Origin of the sequence: Culturomica sp., from assembly GCF_003524185.1 — a bacterium.
GTDB lineage: Bacteria > Bacteroidota > Bacteroidia > Bacteroidales > Marinifilaceae > Culturomica > Culturomica massiliensis.
This window is the reverse complement of the sequence record NZ_DOED01000011.1, coordinates 36,843-52,068: the sequence shown is the minus strand read 5'-3', so window position 1 is coordinate 52,068 and position 15,226 is coordinate 36,843. Positions and strand designations below refer to the sequence as shown.

The following is a 15,226-nucleotide window of genomic DNA, read 5'->3' as shown; positions in this document are numbered from 1 at the left end:
AAGCCGAAGGTAATTTTCAAATGAACCCGGATGTTGCTGAGGTATACGGTCTATCGTTTGCAAATGATGACAGGATTAAATTTGAAATATGGCAGGGAATACGTTCGGAAAGATATATAAGTTGAGCTCGTTCGGAGAGTCGCACGGAGTGGCTGTCGGAGGAATGATAGACGGTTGTCCGGCCGGTATCGCATTGTCGGCGGAGATGATTCAGCAGGAGTTGAACCGTCGTCGTCCGGGACAGTCGGAGATATCAACACCGAGGGAAGAAGCGGACCGGGTGGAAATACTTTCCGGAATTTTTGAGGGTAAAACCACCGGCATGCCGATCGGTTTTATTGTACACAATACGAATCAGAACAGTAAGGATTACGGTCATTTAAAGGATTTGTACCGTCCTTCTCATGCCGATTATTCCTGGCAGCAAAAATACGGTGTACGCGATTACAGGGGCGGGGGACGTTCTTCGGCCCGGGAACATATTGCCCGGGTTGTCGGCGGAGCGGTTGCGAAACAGATACTGGCTGCTTACGGGATTTGTGTACAAGGGTATACTTCTCAAGTCGGAACGGTTGTTTTACCCCATTCATACCAGGAAATCGATCTGAGTATGACCGAGGCGAATATCGTTCGTTGTCCCGACCCGGTGATTGCAGAAAGTATGATTGCGTTGATCCGGGAGGTAAAGGAGGCCGGAGACAGCGTCGGCGGGGTGGTCAGTTGTGTGATCCGGGGTGTTATGCCCGGTTTGGGGGAACCGGTGTTCGACCGGTTTCAGGCGCGTCTTGCGCAGGCAATGCTGAGTATTAATGCGGTTAAAGGTTTTGAATACGGAATCGGTTTTGCTGCGGCTGCAATGCGCGGAAGCGAGCATAACGATCCTTTTGTTATGAAAGAAGGAAAGGTGCATACGGAGAGTAACCGTTCCGGTGGACTGCAAGGCGGGGTCAGCAATGGGGAAGATATTTATTTCCGTGTGGCTTTTAAGCCGGTGGCTACGATTATGCAGAAACAGAATACGGTGGACCGGGAAGGGAAGGAAATTCTTCTGGAGGCTCACGGCCGTCATGATCCTTGTGTCGTGCCCCGTGCCGTACCCGTGGTTGAGGCTATGGCAGCTATGACGGTTGTGGATATGCTGTTCGAGGCTAAGGCCGGAAGAGAGGGGGAGTTAGGATTTTAGATTTAGGATTTTAGATTTACGATTGGGTGATTGGGGAAGATGGATTCTGATTTTGGATTGGTTTTATTGTTTTAGAAGTACAGGAATTTTATGGGAGGGGGGATTTAGGATTTTAGATTTACGATTTTTGATTTACGATTGGGTGATTGGGGAAGATGGATTCTGATTTTGGATTGGTTTTATTGTTTTAGAAGTATAGGAATTTTAAAGGAGGGGGGATTTAGGATTTTAGATTTACGATTTTTGATTTACGATTGGGTGGTTGGGGAAGGTGGATTTTGATTTTGGATTGGTTTTATTGTTTTAGAAGTATAGGAATTTTACGGGAGGGGGGGATTTAGGATTTTAGATTTATGATTTACGATTTTAGATTGGGTGATTGGGGAAGGTGGATTTAGATTTTTGGATTGGAATTATTGTTTTAGGGTATAGGAATTATGAGGGGTTTTGATTTACGATTTAGGAGGTTGCTGGATTGTAGCGGGTTTTGGAGGGCGTAGTTTAGGATTTTAAATTTTAGATTTTAGATTTTAAATTGGAGTCGTGGATTGGTAAGGAATTACATAGAGGGAGGGACTTGTTTTGTTATTTACGATTTAGGATTTTAGATTGGGTGAATAGGGGGATGAATTTCAGGGTTTTGATTTACGATTTTCAGGCAGGAGCGGAATTTTGTTATCAGGGGAAGTGACGGGGTGATTTTTGAAGCTTTTCGGCGAAAAATTTGTAAAGGAGGAATGGTTTTTATACTTTTGATGGAAATTAAATGAAATAAGCTATGGCAAGTATCAGAAGATTAAAGAAAGACATTGATTACCTGACATTTTCAGTTGTAGGCGATTGCTTCAATTATGCAATTGTGACAGGTAAAAATAATCCGCAGGTAAGTGAGATCGTAAAAAATATAATTGCTACCCGTAATGATTTGCGTGACCGTATCGGTGCTGCCGGTAAACTGGAAAATAAAAAAGAAGTGAAAAAACATTTCAACAGGATTTTCGGAGATTTGTTGGTAAGCGTAGATAAAGCTTTTACGGAGCTGAGTGAAGCTATTAAAAAAGAAGACTGAGAATATAGCTGATAATAGAGAAGAGAATGTCGTCAGGCATTCTCTTTTTGTTTCTATAAGAACGGTGTATGGAAAGTTTTGAGATACCGGGAATCGGAAGCGTTAAGATACGAAGGGGCAGGCATATCCGTACGATGTCGGTACGTCTCGCTCCGGGAAGAGGTGTATGGATCAATATTCCTTACGGTGTCAGCGGACGTCAGGCCGAGAAGTTTCTTTTGGAAAAAAGGGAATGGATCATACAGCATATATCCCGGATGAAGGTGTACGAAAAGGATACCGGGGTCGGTCTGGCGGTCGGGGCGGAAGTAAAGACGAAATTGCATACCCTGAAAATAGCAGAGGCAGTGATTGAGAAGCCTGCTTACAGGATTGAGCAGGAGCTGATCACCTTGTTTATTCCTAAAGGAACGGATTACGGGGCGATTGAAGAGATTGTAAAGAAATTTTTACTTGAGATTTACCGGATGGAAGCCCGGAAGATTCTTCCGGGCCGGGTAAAGCTGCTGGCTGAAAAATATGGGTTCCGATATACTCGTCTGTCTTTCCGGAATAATATATCGAATTGGGGCAGTTGTTCTTACGATAATCATATCAGTTTGAATATCAAATTGATGAAGTTGCCGGATGAGGTTATCGATTACGTTATTTTGCATGAGCTTTGTCATACGATAGAGAAAAATCATTCCGCTGATTTCTGGGCGTTGGTGAAGAAGGTGTGTCCCGGATTTGAGTCTTACCGCCGTGCACTGCGCAATTACAATACACGTTTGTAATTGATTTCAGATTTACGATTCTTATTTTTGCAACAGTAGGTCTGTAGGACCCAATCTAAAATCGTAAATCTATATGTCCAAAATTATTCGTTGCGTTGGAGGATGTAGCTTACGTTGGCCGACAGTATCCGGTCGTAGAACGATGGGTGGAGCAGTTGTAATATCGTCATATAGGATTCGGTGGTAAAGGTAAATTCCAGAATCGGGGAGTTGAGGTTAACCGTTCCTTCCAGTATCAGGGGTAAATTGTCGGGAGGAACGATGTTCAATATGTTTTTTCTGAGGCTACAGGCGTAAGTGCCCGGTTGGGTAAAACCCATATAACTGATGGTAAGACTGATACTGTCGTTGTGAAAGATGATTTCTGAATTTTCTTCCAGAAAGGTGTATTGCAACAGAGAGTCTTCCAGGGCAAGGGCTTCTGTTTGTCCGCCTTCCCGCGGCCATACTTTTACCGCTTTGTTCTGGACGGTCCAGGTGCCTTGTAATTGGTAGATTTTATTATCGTTGTCGTCTTCTCCGCATGCTACGAACAGACCGGATAACAAAAGACAAAGGTAAAGCAGGTGTTTTTTCATATTGTATAGTTTAAGGAACTCCGGAATCTGAACGGCTACCGAAGAGATCGACCGGGTTCTGTTTTTTCGTTTTTTTCTACGTGTAAAAATGGAAGTGGTTGGATAAATCTCTGCTTTTAACTAAAAATACGAGGTAAAAATTCTATCTTTGTTTCTTTAGAATAAACGGGCTTGCAGAAGGCAGGTCTTTGTATGTAAAAAATCATAAACGATATGTTACAAAATAATTTAAAAGACGTCCGGGATTTGCTGACGGAAATAAAATATCCCGGAACTTCGAAGGATATTGTTGCATTGGATATGGTGCAACAGATAAAGATAGAGGGAGACAAAGTTTCTTTTCGTTTGGTGTTTCAAAAAGCAAATGATCCTTTTGTAGCGGCTTTGCGTAAAAAATGCGATGCTTTGATCAAGGAGAAGACGGCTTATAAGGAGGTCGCTATTGAGACCGTGTTTGTGCAGGAGATGGAGCGTCCGTTTTCATTGGAAAAAGTGAAGCATATTGTAGCCGTATCTTCCGGTAAGGGAGGTGTCGGAAAATCTACCGTTGCGGCTAATCTTGCCGTGGCCTTGGCGCAACAGGGGTATAAGGTGGGGCTGGTGGATGCCGATATTTTCGGCCCGTCTATCCCTAAGATGTTCGGTTGTGAAGATGCCCGTCCGTATATGTCTGAAATAGACGGGAAAGAATATATTGTTCCGGTGGAGAAATACGGAGTGAAATTATTGTCTATCGGTTTTTTTGTCGATCCGGGTTCGGCTACGGTGTGGCGTGGGCCGATGGCTTCCAATGCGTTGAAACAAATGGTGGAGCAAGGATTTTGGGATGAGTTGGATTTTATGCTGATCGACTTGCCGCCGGGAACGAGCGATATTCACCTGACATTGGTTCAGACGGTGGCTTTGAGCGGTGCAATTGTGGTGAGTACTCCCCAACAGGTGGCTTTGGCCGATGCCGTGAAAGGGATCCAGATGTTTGAATCTCCCGGTATTGCCGTTCCTGTTTTAGGATTGGTCGAGAATATGGCTTGGTTTACTCCGGCAGAATTACCGGAAAATAAATATTACCTGTTCGGTAAGGAAGGCTGTAAGCAGTTGGCCGAGGAGAAGGGATTGCGTTTGTTGGGACAAATTCCTGTTGTACAACGTATTTGTGAGGGCGGGGATGCTGGAGAACCGGTGGCTTTAAATCCCGATTCGGTTACAGGGAATGCTTTTATGCAATTGGCGGAACAGGTTGCCGGGGCAGTTAATGAAAATACGACTCAGGCACGCAGGGTAAGAATACAAAAACATTGACACAGCATATTTCCGGATACCGATATTCAATGAAGTCTATTTTTTATATATCATTAGCTGTTTTGGTGTTTGCACTGACGGGCTGCTCTACTAAAAAGAATAACTTTTTTACCCGGCAATATCACCGGTTGACAACTCGTTATAATGTATATTTTAACGGAGATGAGGCGTTGAAGGGCGGTGTGAAAAAGATGGAACAAAACCACAAGGAGGATTATACTAATTTATTGCCGGTATTTGTTTCCAATAATGAACAGACCAGGGCTATCGGCGGCAGTGATATGGATTATGCGATTGAAAAAGCCGTAAAGGCTATCGATAAGCATTCGATCACAGCAAAACCGAAGAGACGGCGGAATAAGAATTCAAAGAATTACGAGACTTTCCGTAAAAAGAAAGAGTTTAACGATCAGATTGCCAAATGTTATTTGCTATTAGGTAAAGCCTATTTTTACAAAGAGAAATATAACATGGCGGGCAATACGTTCCGTTATATTCAGCGGCAGTATCCGGAAGATAAGGCTTTGATGACAGAGGTAGATCTGTGGATGTTCCGGAACCTGACCGAGATGGGACGTTACGATGAAGCGGTACAATACCTCGCCTCTCTCGAGGGGGCTAAATTGAAACGTCGGCAAAGAGAGATGTATGCGGCTGCCCGTACCGATTTTTATGTCAGGCAGGCACAGTATCCGCAGGCCATCCGGGAGGCGGAGAATTTGCTCGGTGTGTGTAAGAGTATGAAGCGTAAGCCCCGTTACAATTTTATGCTTTCCCAGCTATATCTCAAAGAGAATCAGGATGCGCAGGCGATGGCTGCCTTAAAGAAAGCGGTTCGGTTTAACTTCAATTACGAAATGGTTTTCAATGCCAAGATCAATATGGCATTGGCTTACCAGGCCGGAGATGAAAGTGTGAAGAAGAAATTGAATAAGATGTTGAAAGATTCCCGGAATGAGGAATACCAGGACCGTATATACTATGCTTTGGCCAATATAGAAGAAAAGAAAGGAAATGAGGAGGCTGCTATCGATTTGTATTGGAAGTCTGTAAAATCCAGTATAGACAACGATAACCAGAAGTCTTTGTCGTTTTTGAAGTTGGGCGGTTATTATTACAAAGAACGGCAGTATGTACCGGCTCAAAGCTGTTACGATTCCTGTATGTATTTTATGGATTCCCGGATTGAAGGTTATGAGCAGTTGAAGACGCTGGTGGGCGATTTGACGGAACTGGTAACGAATTTGAATACCATTCAGCGGCAGGATAGTTTACAACGTCTGGCTGGCTTGTCGGATGCGGAACGGAATAATATAATCGACGGGATTATCCAGGATATTAAGGATGAGGAAAAACGGCAAAAAGAAATAGAGCAGCAGGCTATGCTCGAGCGTAATTTTTTCCAGCGCAACGATATGTTGAGCCGGGGAAATACTTATAACCAATCTTCTTCCGGAAGCGGAGGCGACTGGTATTTTTATAATCCGATGACGATTTCATTGGGGAAAAATGACTTTAAGCGGAAGTGGGGACGCCGTAAACTGGAAGATAACTGGAGACGGCAGAACAAAGCCATGGTCGATTTTACGGAAGAATCGGAAGTATTGGCAGAGGAAGGAGAAGGTACGGTAAAGAAGGCGGATATTACCAGCCGTGATTATTATCTCGAAGATATTCCTTTGACGGAAGAGCAGATGACCGCTTCCAATAAGAAAATAGAGGATGCCTATTATAAGGCGGGAGAAGTGTATCTTTATAAATTCAATGATCCGGAAAAAGCATTGGATTGCTTTACTGCTTTTATCTCCCGTTTCCCGGAGAGCGGCAATATCACGTTGGTTTATTATCTGGCGTATGAAGCGGCGGGAAAAGCCGGCAAAGCCTCCCAGGCGGAGACGTTAAAGGACGAGCTGATCCGGAAATTTCCCGACAGCGATTATGCCAAAGGCTTGCAAGATCCCGAATATTTTAAGAAGGTGGACAGTGATTTAAGGACCGTCGACCGGATGTATGCGGAAGCTTACGAGTTGTATCAGAATGTATATTACAAAGAGGCGTTGGCCCGTTGTGAAGATATTTTACAGCAGTTTCCCGGGAGTAAGATGAGCAGTTATGTGTTGTTTTTGCGGGCGATGTGTATCGTGAATCTTCAACCGGCTGACGAGGCCCGGATTGCTTTGAATGAAGTTTTGGCAGCCCAACCGACAAAGCGTATTCAGACTGTTGTCAACGGAATACTGGCTTCGATGGATGTCGGGGATAAACCGGTTTTGTATGCCGATGCCGAGATGTATGATGCCCGCTATTTGAAGTCGGTGCGTAACTGGACGTTCGATGAGGAAAAGAATGCGGAGAATACGGAAGAGGACCGGGAAAATCCGTATAAAGTAAATAAGGAAGAGGAATATTGCGTGGTTATCCTTCTGCCCGAGGATATGAAGACGATGCAGGTGTTGCATTTACAAACCCGTCTTACTTTCCTGAATGCGGCTTTGAAGGCGGAACAGAAAGATGAAAAGGGGGATTATCAGGTAAAGAAAGAGGATCTGTGGTATAAAACGACGGCATTACAGATCGAGCCTTTTGCAAATTACGGGGAGGCTGCCGTGTATTTAAACCGGGTTGCCGTCGATAAAACATTATTGAAAAATTTCAAAGGAGCCAGGTATCGTATTTTTGCAATCAGTAAAACGAATTTTTCCGTATTGAAGCGGTTGAAGAATGCAGAGCAATATGTCGATTTCTTTGTAACGAATTATTTTGACGACCGGGGTCAGGGAGAGATCATAACAGGCCGCCAGGGGGCTGCTGCCCATTTGTTTAAATACGAGGCCGATGAAAAGCATGATTTTGTCTTAATGGTACCTTACCGTCAGGTGAATGTGAAAAAAATGGCAGAATTATTGCATGGTATAGAACCTGCTTTTGCCTTGGAAAAAGAGACTTATGATGACCGGTATGAGATGGTTGTGGTGAAGAATGTCGGTACGCAGGTGCAGTCTATGGAATATCTGCAATTGGTTTCGCGCAATAAGGAGATTTTCGACCGGCTTTCCGGTACATCTTCGTATATGTTTACGATTACGCAGAGCAATTTGGGTATTTTACTGGAGAATCAGAATATCGAAGAGTATATGAAATTTTTCGATGATAATTATCAACGGAATCAAAGCGGGGAAGTCGGTGTCGGAGATGGCGATTTCGTATATGCGAAGAGTGTTGCCCATAAATTCGTATTGTTTTATCCGAATACGATCGATCCTTTTAAATTGAAGACGACTTTTGAAGAGTTTAATTTTGCCGGATTGATGGTAAATAACGTGAAGTATGACGATGAGCACGATTGTATGGTGGTGTCCGGATTCCGGAATAAGGAAGAAGCTATGCGTTATTTTCAGACTGCGGTCGATAATCGCAAGTTGTTCCGGTCTTTGAGGAATGTCGATTACCGGAATTTTATTATTTCCGACAGTAATTTCGATACCATGTGTGAGAAAAAAGAAATAGAACAGTATTTACAGTTTTTCAAAAAATATTATTTGGAATAACTTATGAATTTTAGATTTACGATTTTAGATTTACGATTGGGGTGAGGGAGGATTTGTGCTGGCTTTTGGGAAAAGGGGGATAATTTACGATTTTAGATTTACGATTTTAGATTTACGATTTTAGATTTTTGATTTACGATTTCAGATTGATTGAAATACAGGGTTGGAGCAGATGGAGGGGTTGTTTGGAGTTGATGGTAAAAAATTACACACTGGGACGGACTTGTTGTGTAATTATTAATTTGCGATTGAGCTACAGGTAAGCATTTGTAAGGAGATGGAGGTGTTCCGGTTTTAGATTAAAAGAAGGTCAAAAAATCGTAAATGATAAACAGTGTTTTAAATGATTTGAATGTGGGACGACCGGGGGCGGGGATGTAAAAATACAGAGATAAAGTTATGAAATGGACTATCGGTAGTTTGGAAGAGATCAATGAGACAGCCCGGAAATTTCTGGACTATGTCGGTGACCGGAAGATATTTGCTTTATATGGTGCTATGGGGGTCGGAAAAACGACTTTTGTAAAAGCCATAGCCGGTTGCAGTGGTGTTGTCGATGATGTGAGTTCGCCTACTTTTGCTATTGTGAACGAATATCAGACAGAAAATGAAAAAGTGATATACCATTTTGATTTTTATCGTATAAAAGATATATCGGAGGCTTTGGATTTCGGTTATGAAGAATACTTTTTCAGCGGGAATCCTTGCTATATCGAATGGCCGGAGAAAATAGCCGAATTGTTACCGGAAGATACGGTGGCTTGTTATTTTAGGGAACTGGCTGACGGTAGCCGGGAGTTAGAGGTTGATATGTAATATAATACCTTAGAATTATGGGAGATACAGATAAAAGATGCAGTACTGTCGGGCAAGAATGGTTGTTTTGCCAGGAGAAAGCTGTTTTTCTGGGGAGAAAACAGAAAAAGTTAGTTATCGGTATTCCCAACGAATTGGAAAAAGGTGAAAACCGGGTTTGTCTGACGCCGGAATCTGTGCAGATTTTGGTATCCATGGGGCATACTCTGTTTGTACAGCGGGGAGCGGGGGGGAATGCCCATTATTCGGATACGGAATATTGTGACGCAGGAGCTTATATTGTTGAGAGTGCAGAAGAGGTTTATACTGCGGATATTGTTATGAAAGCGACTTCTGTGTCTTTGTCCGAGGCCCGTTTGATGCATGACAAGCAGGTTATTCTTTCTCCTTTGAAATTGGTGGATCTGCGTAAAGATGCGATTGTCGAGATGATGCAGAAAAAAGTGACGGCAGTCGGTTTCGATATTATCAAGGATGCAGACGGCTTTTATCCGGTAGTACGTATTATGAGCGAGATCGCCGGGAATTGTGCCATTATGATTGCCAGTGAATATCTGAGTAATTCCGGAGGCGGGAAAGGTATTATTTTAGGAGGGGTCAGTGGGATTACACCTACGGAGGTGGTTATTCTCGGGGCGGGAACTTTGGGAGAGTATGCGGCCCGGAATGCGTTGGGACTCGGAGCTACGGTGAAAGTATTCGATCGTTCGGTCAACAGGTTGCAACAATTAACCGAGCACCTCGGGCAGCGTGTTTATACGTCGGTGATGCATCGTCCTGTTTTGGAAAAGGCTTTGAAGACGGCAGACGTGCTTATCGGTGCAGTGCGTTGCTTCGATAATGATGACGATATGGTGGTTAACGAAGAACAGGTGCGGTTGATGAAAAGGGGGGCTGTCATTGTCGATCTCTCCATCGATCACGGTAGTTGTATCGGTACGTGTGGTCCTACTACGCATGAGCATCCCGTTTATATGTATGAGGGAGTGGTTCATTATTGTGTGCCGAATGTGCTTTCCCGGGTAGCCCGGACGGCTTCGATCGCTTACAGCAATGTATTTTTGCCTTTGTTGGAGAAAATAGCACTCCAGGGCGGATTGTCCAATGCCATCCGGCAGGATATCGGTTTGCGGAACGGAGTCTATATTTATAACGGAATTTTGACGAAAGAAGTCATTGCCGATAAATTCGGTTTGATTTCCAGAGATATAAATCTATTGATAGCAGCTTTATAAGATATGATCGGAAAATTATCATTCTTACTGACTTTAATTGTATTGGTGTGTGCGTCCTGTTCTTCCCGCTATTATATAAGAAGGGGAAATGTGATTTATGAAACCGGACGTTATTATAAGGCAGAAACCAAATACGACAAGGCGTTTAATAAAGCCCGGAATCCTGAATTGCGGGCCCGTGCCGCGATGTTGGCCGCCCGTTGTACGGAAGATGTAAACAAGATTGCCGATGCGCACAATTGGTATCGGAAGGCAGTGCAGGCCAATAAGAAATTGCCTGATCCGTATCTTAAAATGGCGGAGATGAATGTACGCAGGGGGGATTTTGATGCCGCTTTTGAAAATTACGAGCGTTTTGCAGAGTTGTTTCCGGAGGACGAACGGGCAAAAGACGGTAGATATTATGTGGAGTTGCTGATGAAGGATTTGTCTCAAGAGACCCGTTATACGGTGGAATTACAGAAAGATTTCAATTCGCGTTACGGAGATTTCGGCCCGGTATTCTATCCGGAAGACAATAATATTGTGTATTTTGCCTCCAGCCGTCCGCAGGAGAAGCGGAAAGGGAAGAGAACGGACCCGGTTACCGGGGATGCTTTTTGTCATATATATGTGACGGAATATACACAGGAAATTAAGACGGTCGATAAACAAGGTAAGGTAAAAGTAAAGCGTTTCCCGGAACCCCGCTGGCTGAAACCGGCTGTTCTCAAGGATTCACTCTGGTCTCCCAAAGGAGAGGGCGGCTTGTGTTTTTCTGCCGACGGGAATGATCTTTATTTTACTTCTTCCCGCGTTGTGGAAGGAAGAAACCGGGGAACCCGGATTTACAAGGCTCAACGCACGGAAGACGAGAAAACCGGAAAGAAGATATGGGGTAAGTTGTCGAAATCCGGGATATGCGGGGATTCGGTTTCTGTCGGTCATCCCGCTGTTACGCCTGACGGTTCGCGGATATATTTTGCTACCGATCTTTTACCCGGCGGTAAAGGCGGAAAAGATATCTGGTTTGCCGAATGGCTGGATGGAAAATGGGGAGAACCGCAGAATGCCGGAGATTTGATCAATACGGAAAAGGATGAGATGTATCCCTATGTGCGTGATAACGGAGAGTTGTATTTTGCCTCCAACGGCCATAACGGTTACGGAGGACTCGATATTTATTGTTTAAAGGAGGTGGAAGGAGAACAGCAACTGGAACATTTGCCGGCTCCGATCAATTCTTTTGCCGATGATTTCGGTATCACGTTCAGATCGGGTAAGGAGGAGGGTTTTTTCACTTCTTCCCGGGTGGGGCGGAATGATAAAATTTATAGTTTTGCTTATATTCCCCAACAATTGAAGGTGAAATTGCTGGCCCGTAACAATACGACCGAGTTGCCTATTCCTAAGGTTGCGGTGACGGTAACCTGCGACGATGGTAGTGTCGTATATCTTGAAACCGATTCGACGGGTATGGCTCAGATGGAGGTTTTGCCTCAACAGGAATATGTGTTTGCGGCGGAAAACCCCCGTTTCCTGAAAGGAAAGGGGATGGTATCGACTTATCGGGAAAAGGGAGACCGGGTGTTCGAGGTGCTTATCGAAATGCAGCCGATCGAAAAACCGATTGTTATCCCGAATATTTATTTCGATCTCGGCAAATGGGAGTTGCGTCAGGATGCGATGGATAATTTAAAGGAGTTATTGACGATTCTGAAAGACAATCCCAATATAGCGATAGAATTGTCAGCCCATACCGATATGATCGGTAATGATAAGGCCAATCTCGAACTTTCGGAAAAGCGGGCTCAATCGGTCGTGGATTATCTGATTTCCAAGGGCGTATATTGGGACCGGCTGGAAGCTAAAGGCTATGGTGAGACCCAGCCGAGGCAGATTGATGAGAAAACGGCAAAGGCATATTCTTTTCTGAAAGTGGGGGATGTATTGACGGAGCGTTTTGTAAACCGGTTGAGGGGACAGCAGCGGGAAGATGCCTTGCAATTGAACCGGCGTATCGAGTTTAAGGTTACACGTACCAATTATAAGCCCGGTCCCGATTCCCGGCACAATCCTTATCTGGTGGCCCGGACAGCGGAAGAGGTGCAGAAAGTGGGCGAGACCCGGTTGAAGGATCTGAAGAGTGTGAAAGGAGCGTTTTTTACCCTTCAGTTGGGGGTTTTCAAAACGGTTCCCCAGCTTATCTATAATTTCCCGGTTGTATTCACGGAAAAAGTGAACAACGGGGGCGTGCGTTATTGCACCGGCATTTACGATACCCGCGAAGAAGCCGCTGCCGCCGCCGCTGCCCTTAAAAAGAAGGGGATCGATTGCTTTGTCCGGGGCTATAATTAAGACGGGTATATTCGGGTAGTGAAATAAAAATCGTCTGAATTTGTCAGACGATTTTTTTATTGTTCCAGCATGGAATCCTGGCGGTGGACTTTCAGGACGCCGGGAAGGTGTTTCAGGCGGGTAATCAGTTGGGACAAGTGTTCTGCGGTGTCGATCAGCAGAGTGATGTGTCCTTCGAACAGACCTTCGCCTGAATTGATGGCAATGGCCCGCATGGTTACCCGGGGATCTTTGCTGATCAATTCCGTGATCTGGTTGACAATACCGATTTCATCTTTTCCCATAAGGTCCAGAACGGTTTGGTAGGAAGCTGCTCCCTCGTTGGTCCATTGGGCTTGTACGATACGGTAAGGATAGCGTTTTTGCAGATCAAGGGCATTTTTACATTGTTGGCGGTGTACTTTGATACCTTCTCCGATGGATACGAATCCGATGATCTGATCTCCGTATACCGGATTACAACAACGCGCAAATTTATAATCTACGTTGTTTACGTTTTTATCGATAACCAATACATCCTCGCTGATTTTTTTCGGATGAATGCGTATATCTTTGGGAATTGCGGCGGTTGCCGGTTTTTCTTCCTCTTTTGTCTGCAGTAAAATCTCTTTGATCTCTGTGGGATCGTGTTTGCCGATGGCGATTCCCTGGTATAAATCGAGGGCAAATTTGTATTTGTAATGCTGCATCAGTTTACGGATGACGTCGTCCGTAAAATCGATCTTCCAGTTTTTCAGTCTTCGTTCCAGCAATTCTTTTCCGATATTGGCCTGGTGATTGATTTCTTCGTTCAGGTATTGCCGGATTTTGTTGCGGGCTTTGGAGGTTACGGCAAAGTTCAGCCAGTCGGCTTTCGGCTGCTGGTTGGAAGAGGTCAATACCGATATCTGATCGCCGTTGCGGAGTTGATAGCGCAGGGGTTCATTGCGTTGGTTTACTTTGCCTCCGACGCATTTTCCTCCGATATTGGTGTGTATGGCGTAGGCAAAATCGAGCAATGTGGCTCCTGCCGGAAGAGTGATCAGGTCTCCTTTGGGAGTGAATACATGGACTTCTTTGTCTTGTAAATCCAGTTTCAGGTCGTCCAGTAATTCGATGGCATTCTCTTCCGGACTTTCCAGGATTTCGCGCAATTCGTTCAGCCAGTTTTCGATGATGGAATCCGAGCTTCCTCCTTTGTATTTCCAGTGGGCGGCAAAACCTTTTTCCGCGATTTCGTCCATACGTTCGGTGCGGATTTGTACCTCTACCCAGCGTTTACCCGGTCCTAAAACGGTGGTTTGTAAGGATTCATAACCGTTGGATTTCGGTACGGAGATCCAGTCGCGCAGCCGCTGCGGATTAGGGGTATATTTATCCGTTACGATGGAATATACGCGCCAGCAATCCGGTTTTTCATTTTCACCTGTGCTGTCGATGATGAATCGTACGGCGAAAATATCGTATATCTCTTCGAATTCCACCTGGCTTTTACGCATTTTATTCAGGATGGAAGCGATGGTTTTCGTCCGGTATTTAACTTTGAAACGGATGTTGCGTTTGTTCAGCTCTTCGACGATGGGAGCGATAAATTCGGCAATGTATTTTTCGCGGGCGTCTTTCGATTCTGCCAGTTTACGTGATATTTCGGCATAAATATCGGGATTGGAGTAGCGCAGGGAGCGGTCTTCCATTTCCGATTTGATGTTATACAAGCCCAGGCGGTGTGCAAAAGGAATGTAAATGTAGTCTGTTTCCTGTGCCAGAGCTTTTTGTTGCCCGGAAGGCATGTGTTCGGCTTCCCGGAGGGCATAAAGTTTTTCCGCCAGAAAGATCAGTTGTACACGGATGTCCTGTGCAAAACTCAATAATAGTTTCCGGAAATTTTCCGAGTCTACAATTTTTTGTGTCGCATAGATATGACTGATATTTTTGAGGCCTTCGAGGATTTGTGCTACTTTCTGACCGAATATATCTGTGACGGTGTCGAGCCGGATTTGTTCTTTTTCAACAGACTGATGCAATAGGGCACAAATCAAAGAGGTGCGTCCCAAGCCGATTTCCGATGTGACAATGTAGGCAATGTCGAGTATACGAGTAACTTCCTGTTCCGGTAATAATACAGGTGTAACGTCAGATGATGTCTCGGGCGGTGTACCGTTTTGAATGGCAATAGTAAAAGCTTTTTCTACCAGCCGGATGTCTTCTTCTGACAACAGGTTACGGCATGATTTCTGTAATGTCCCGAGTTTTTCGCCGATCAGCGGATTGTAGTTGGATAGTAATTCCCTCATCACGATTCCTTATAGTTAGTCATGTTAGTGTGTCACTGACAAAAATAGACATTTCTTTTTAAGAATATTGGGTAAGAAATTCTATTTTTGTAAAGTTTTATTGAAAATAATT

At 44.4% G+C, this 15,226-nt stretch carries 10 protein-coding genes; 8 read left to right on the top strand and 2 right to left on the bottom strand.

The window, feature by feature from the left end; all coding sequences use genetic code 11:
* Positions 1 to 88 precede the first annotated feature (88 nt).
* From aroC to DD657_RS04585, 3 genes are all read left to right on the top strand, one after another.
* On the top strand, positions 89 to 1,183 hold the full coding sequence (gene aroC / locus DD657_RS04595) for a chorismate synthase (RefSeq protein ID WP_287048706.1): 1,095 nt from the start codon (positions 89 to 91) through the stop codon (positions 1,181 to 1,183).
* Positions 1,184 to 1,961: 778 nt separating this feature from the next.
* Entirely contained in the window at positions 1,962 to 2,252 is a 291-nt protein-coding gene (locus DD657_RS04590) for a hypothetical protein (RefSeq protein ID WP_021988607.1), read from the top strand.
* Between the two features lie 68 nt (positions 2,253 to 2,320).
* Positions 2,321 to 3,028: a M48 family metallopeptidase gene (locus tag DD657_RS04585; protein WP_021988608.1), complete on the top strand. Its 708-nt coding sequence runs from the start codon at positions 2,321 to 2,323 to the stop codon at positions 3,026 to 3,028.
* Between the two features lie 83 nt (positions 3,029 to 3,111).
* On the opposite strand, the gene DD657_RS04580 is transcribed toward DD657_RS04585, so the two are convergent.
* Positions 3,112 to 3,606 carry a hypothetical protein gene (locus tag DD657_RS04580; RefSeq protein WP_068689261.1) on the bottom strand — a complete coding sequence of 165 codons (495 nt, stop codon included), beginning with the start codon at positions 3,604 to 3,606 and terminating at the stop codon, positions 3,112 to 3,114.
* 213 nt (positions 3,607 to 3,819) lie between these two features.
* Here DD657_RS04580 and DD657_RS04575 point away from each other — a divergent pair, with 213 nt between their 5' ends.
* From DD657_RS04575 to DD657_RS04555, 5 genes are all read left to right on the top strand, one after another.
* Complete coding sequence (locus DD657_RS04575; protein WP_021988610.1) at positions 3,820 to 4,905, top strand: Mrp/NBP35 family ATP-binding protein; 1,086 nt, start codon at positions 3,820 to 3,822, stop codon at positions 4,903 to 4,905.
* Between the two features lie 29 nt (positions 4,906 to 4,934).
* The gene (gene porW / locus DD657_RS04570) at positions 4,935 to 8,453 is read left to right on the top strand and encodes a type IX secretion system periplasmic lipoprotein PorW/SprE (RefSeq protein WP_287048702.1); all 3,519 of its coding nucleotides are present in this window, start codon (positions 4,935 to 4,937) and stop codon (positions 8,451 to 8,453) included.
* A 399-nt stretch (positions 8,454 to 8,852) separates the two neighbouring features.
* Positions 8,853 to 9,269 carry a tRNA (adenosine(37)-N6)-threonylcarbamoyltransferase complex ATPase subunit type 1 TsaE gene (tsaE, locus tag DD657_RS04565; protein WP_021988612.1) on the top strand — a complete coding sequence of 139 codons (417 nt, stop codon included), beginning with the start codon at positions 8,853 to 8,855 and terminating at the stop codon, positions 9,267 to 9,269.
* A gap of 17 nt (positions 9,270 to 9,286) precedes the next feature.
* Complete coding sequence (locus DD657_RS04560; RefSeq protein ID WP_021988613.1) at positions 9,287 to 10,504, top strand: alanine dehydrogenase; 1,218 nt, start codon at positions 9,287 to 9,289, stop codon at positions 10,502 to 10,504.
* Positions 10,505 to 10,507: 3 nt separating this feature from the next.
* Positions 10,508 to 12,841: an OmpA family protein gene (locus DD657_RS04555; RefSeq protein ID WP_287048699.1), complete on the top strand. Its 2,334-nt coding sequence runs from the start codon at positions 10,508 to 10,510 to the stop codon at positions 12,839 to 12,841.
* A gap of 56 nt (positions 12,842 to 12,897) precedes the next feature.
* On the opposite strand, the gene DD657_RS04550 is transcribed toward DD657_RS04555, so the two are convergent.
* The gene (locus tag DD657_RS04550; protein ID WP_287048697.1) at positions 12,898 to 15,114 is read right to left on the bottom strand and encodes a RelA/SpoT family protein; all 2,217 of its coding nucleotides are present in this window, start codon (positions 15,112 to 15,114) and stop codon (positions 12,898 to 12,900) included.
* Positions 15,115 to 15,226: the final 112 nt, after the last annotated feature.

Excerpts from the sequence above, each read along its gene's own strand:
- aroC (WP_287048706.1), top strand. The coding sequence starts at position 89 with ATGGCAGGGAATACGTTCGGAAAGATATATAAGTTGAGCTCGTTCGGA.
- DD657_RS04590 (WP_021988607.1), top strand. The coding sequence starts at position 1,962 with ATGGCAAGTATCAGAAGATTAAAGAAAGACATTGATTACCTGACATTT.
- DD657_RS04585 (WP_021988608.1), top strand. The coding sequence starts at position 2,321 with ATGGAAAGTTTTGAGATACCGGGAATCGGAAGCGTTAAGATACGAAGG.
- DD657_RS04580 (WP_068689261.1), bottom strand. The coding sequence starts at position 3,606 with ATGAAAAAACACCTGCTTTACCTTTGTCTTTTGTTATCCGGTCTGTTC.
- DD657_RS04575 (WP_021988610.1), top strand. The coding sequence starts at position 3,820 with ATGTTACAAAATAATTTAAAAGACGTCCGGGATTTGCTGACGGAAATA.
- porW (WP_287048702.1), top strand. The coding sequence starts at position 4,935 with ATGAAGTCTATTTTTTATATATCATTAGCTGTTTTGGTGTTTGCACTG.
- tsaE (WP_021988612.1), top strand. The coding sequence starts at position 8,853 with ATGAAATGGACTATCGGTAGTTTGGAAGAGATCAATGAGACAGCCCGG.
- DD657_RS04560 (WP_021988613.1), top strand. The coding sequence starts at position 9,287 with ATGGGAGATACAGATAAAAGATGCAGTACTGTCGGGCAAGAATGGTTG.
- DD657_RS04555 (WP_287048699.1), top strand. The coding sequence starts at position 10,508 with ATGATCGGAAAATTATCATTCTTACTGACTTTAATTGTATTGGTGTGT.
- DD657_RS04550 (WP_287048697.1), bottom strand. The coding sequence starts at position 15,114 with ATGAGGGAATTACTATCCAACTACAATCCGCTGATCGGCGAAAAACTC.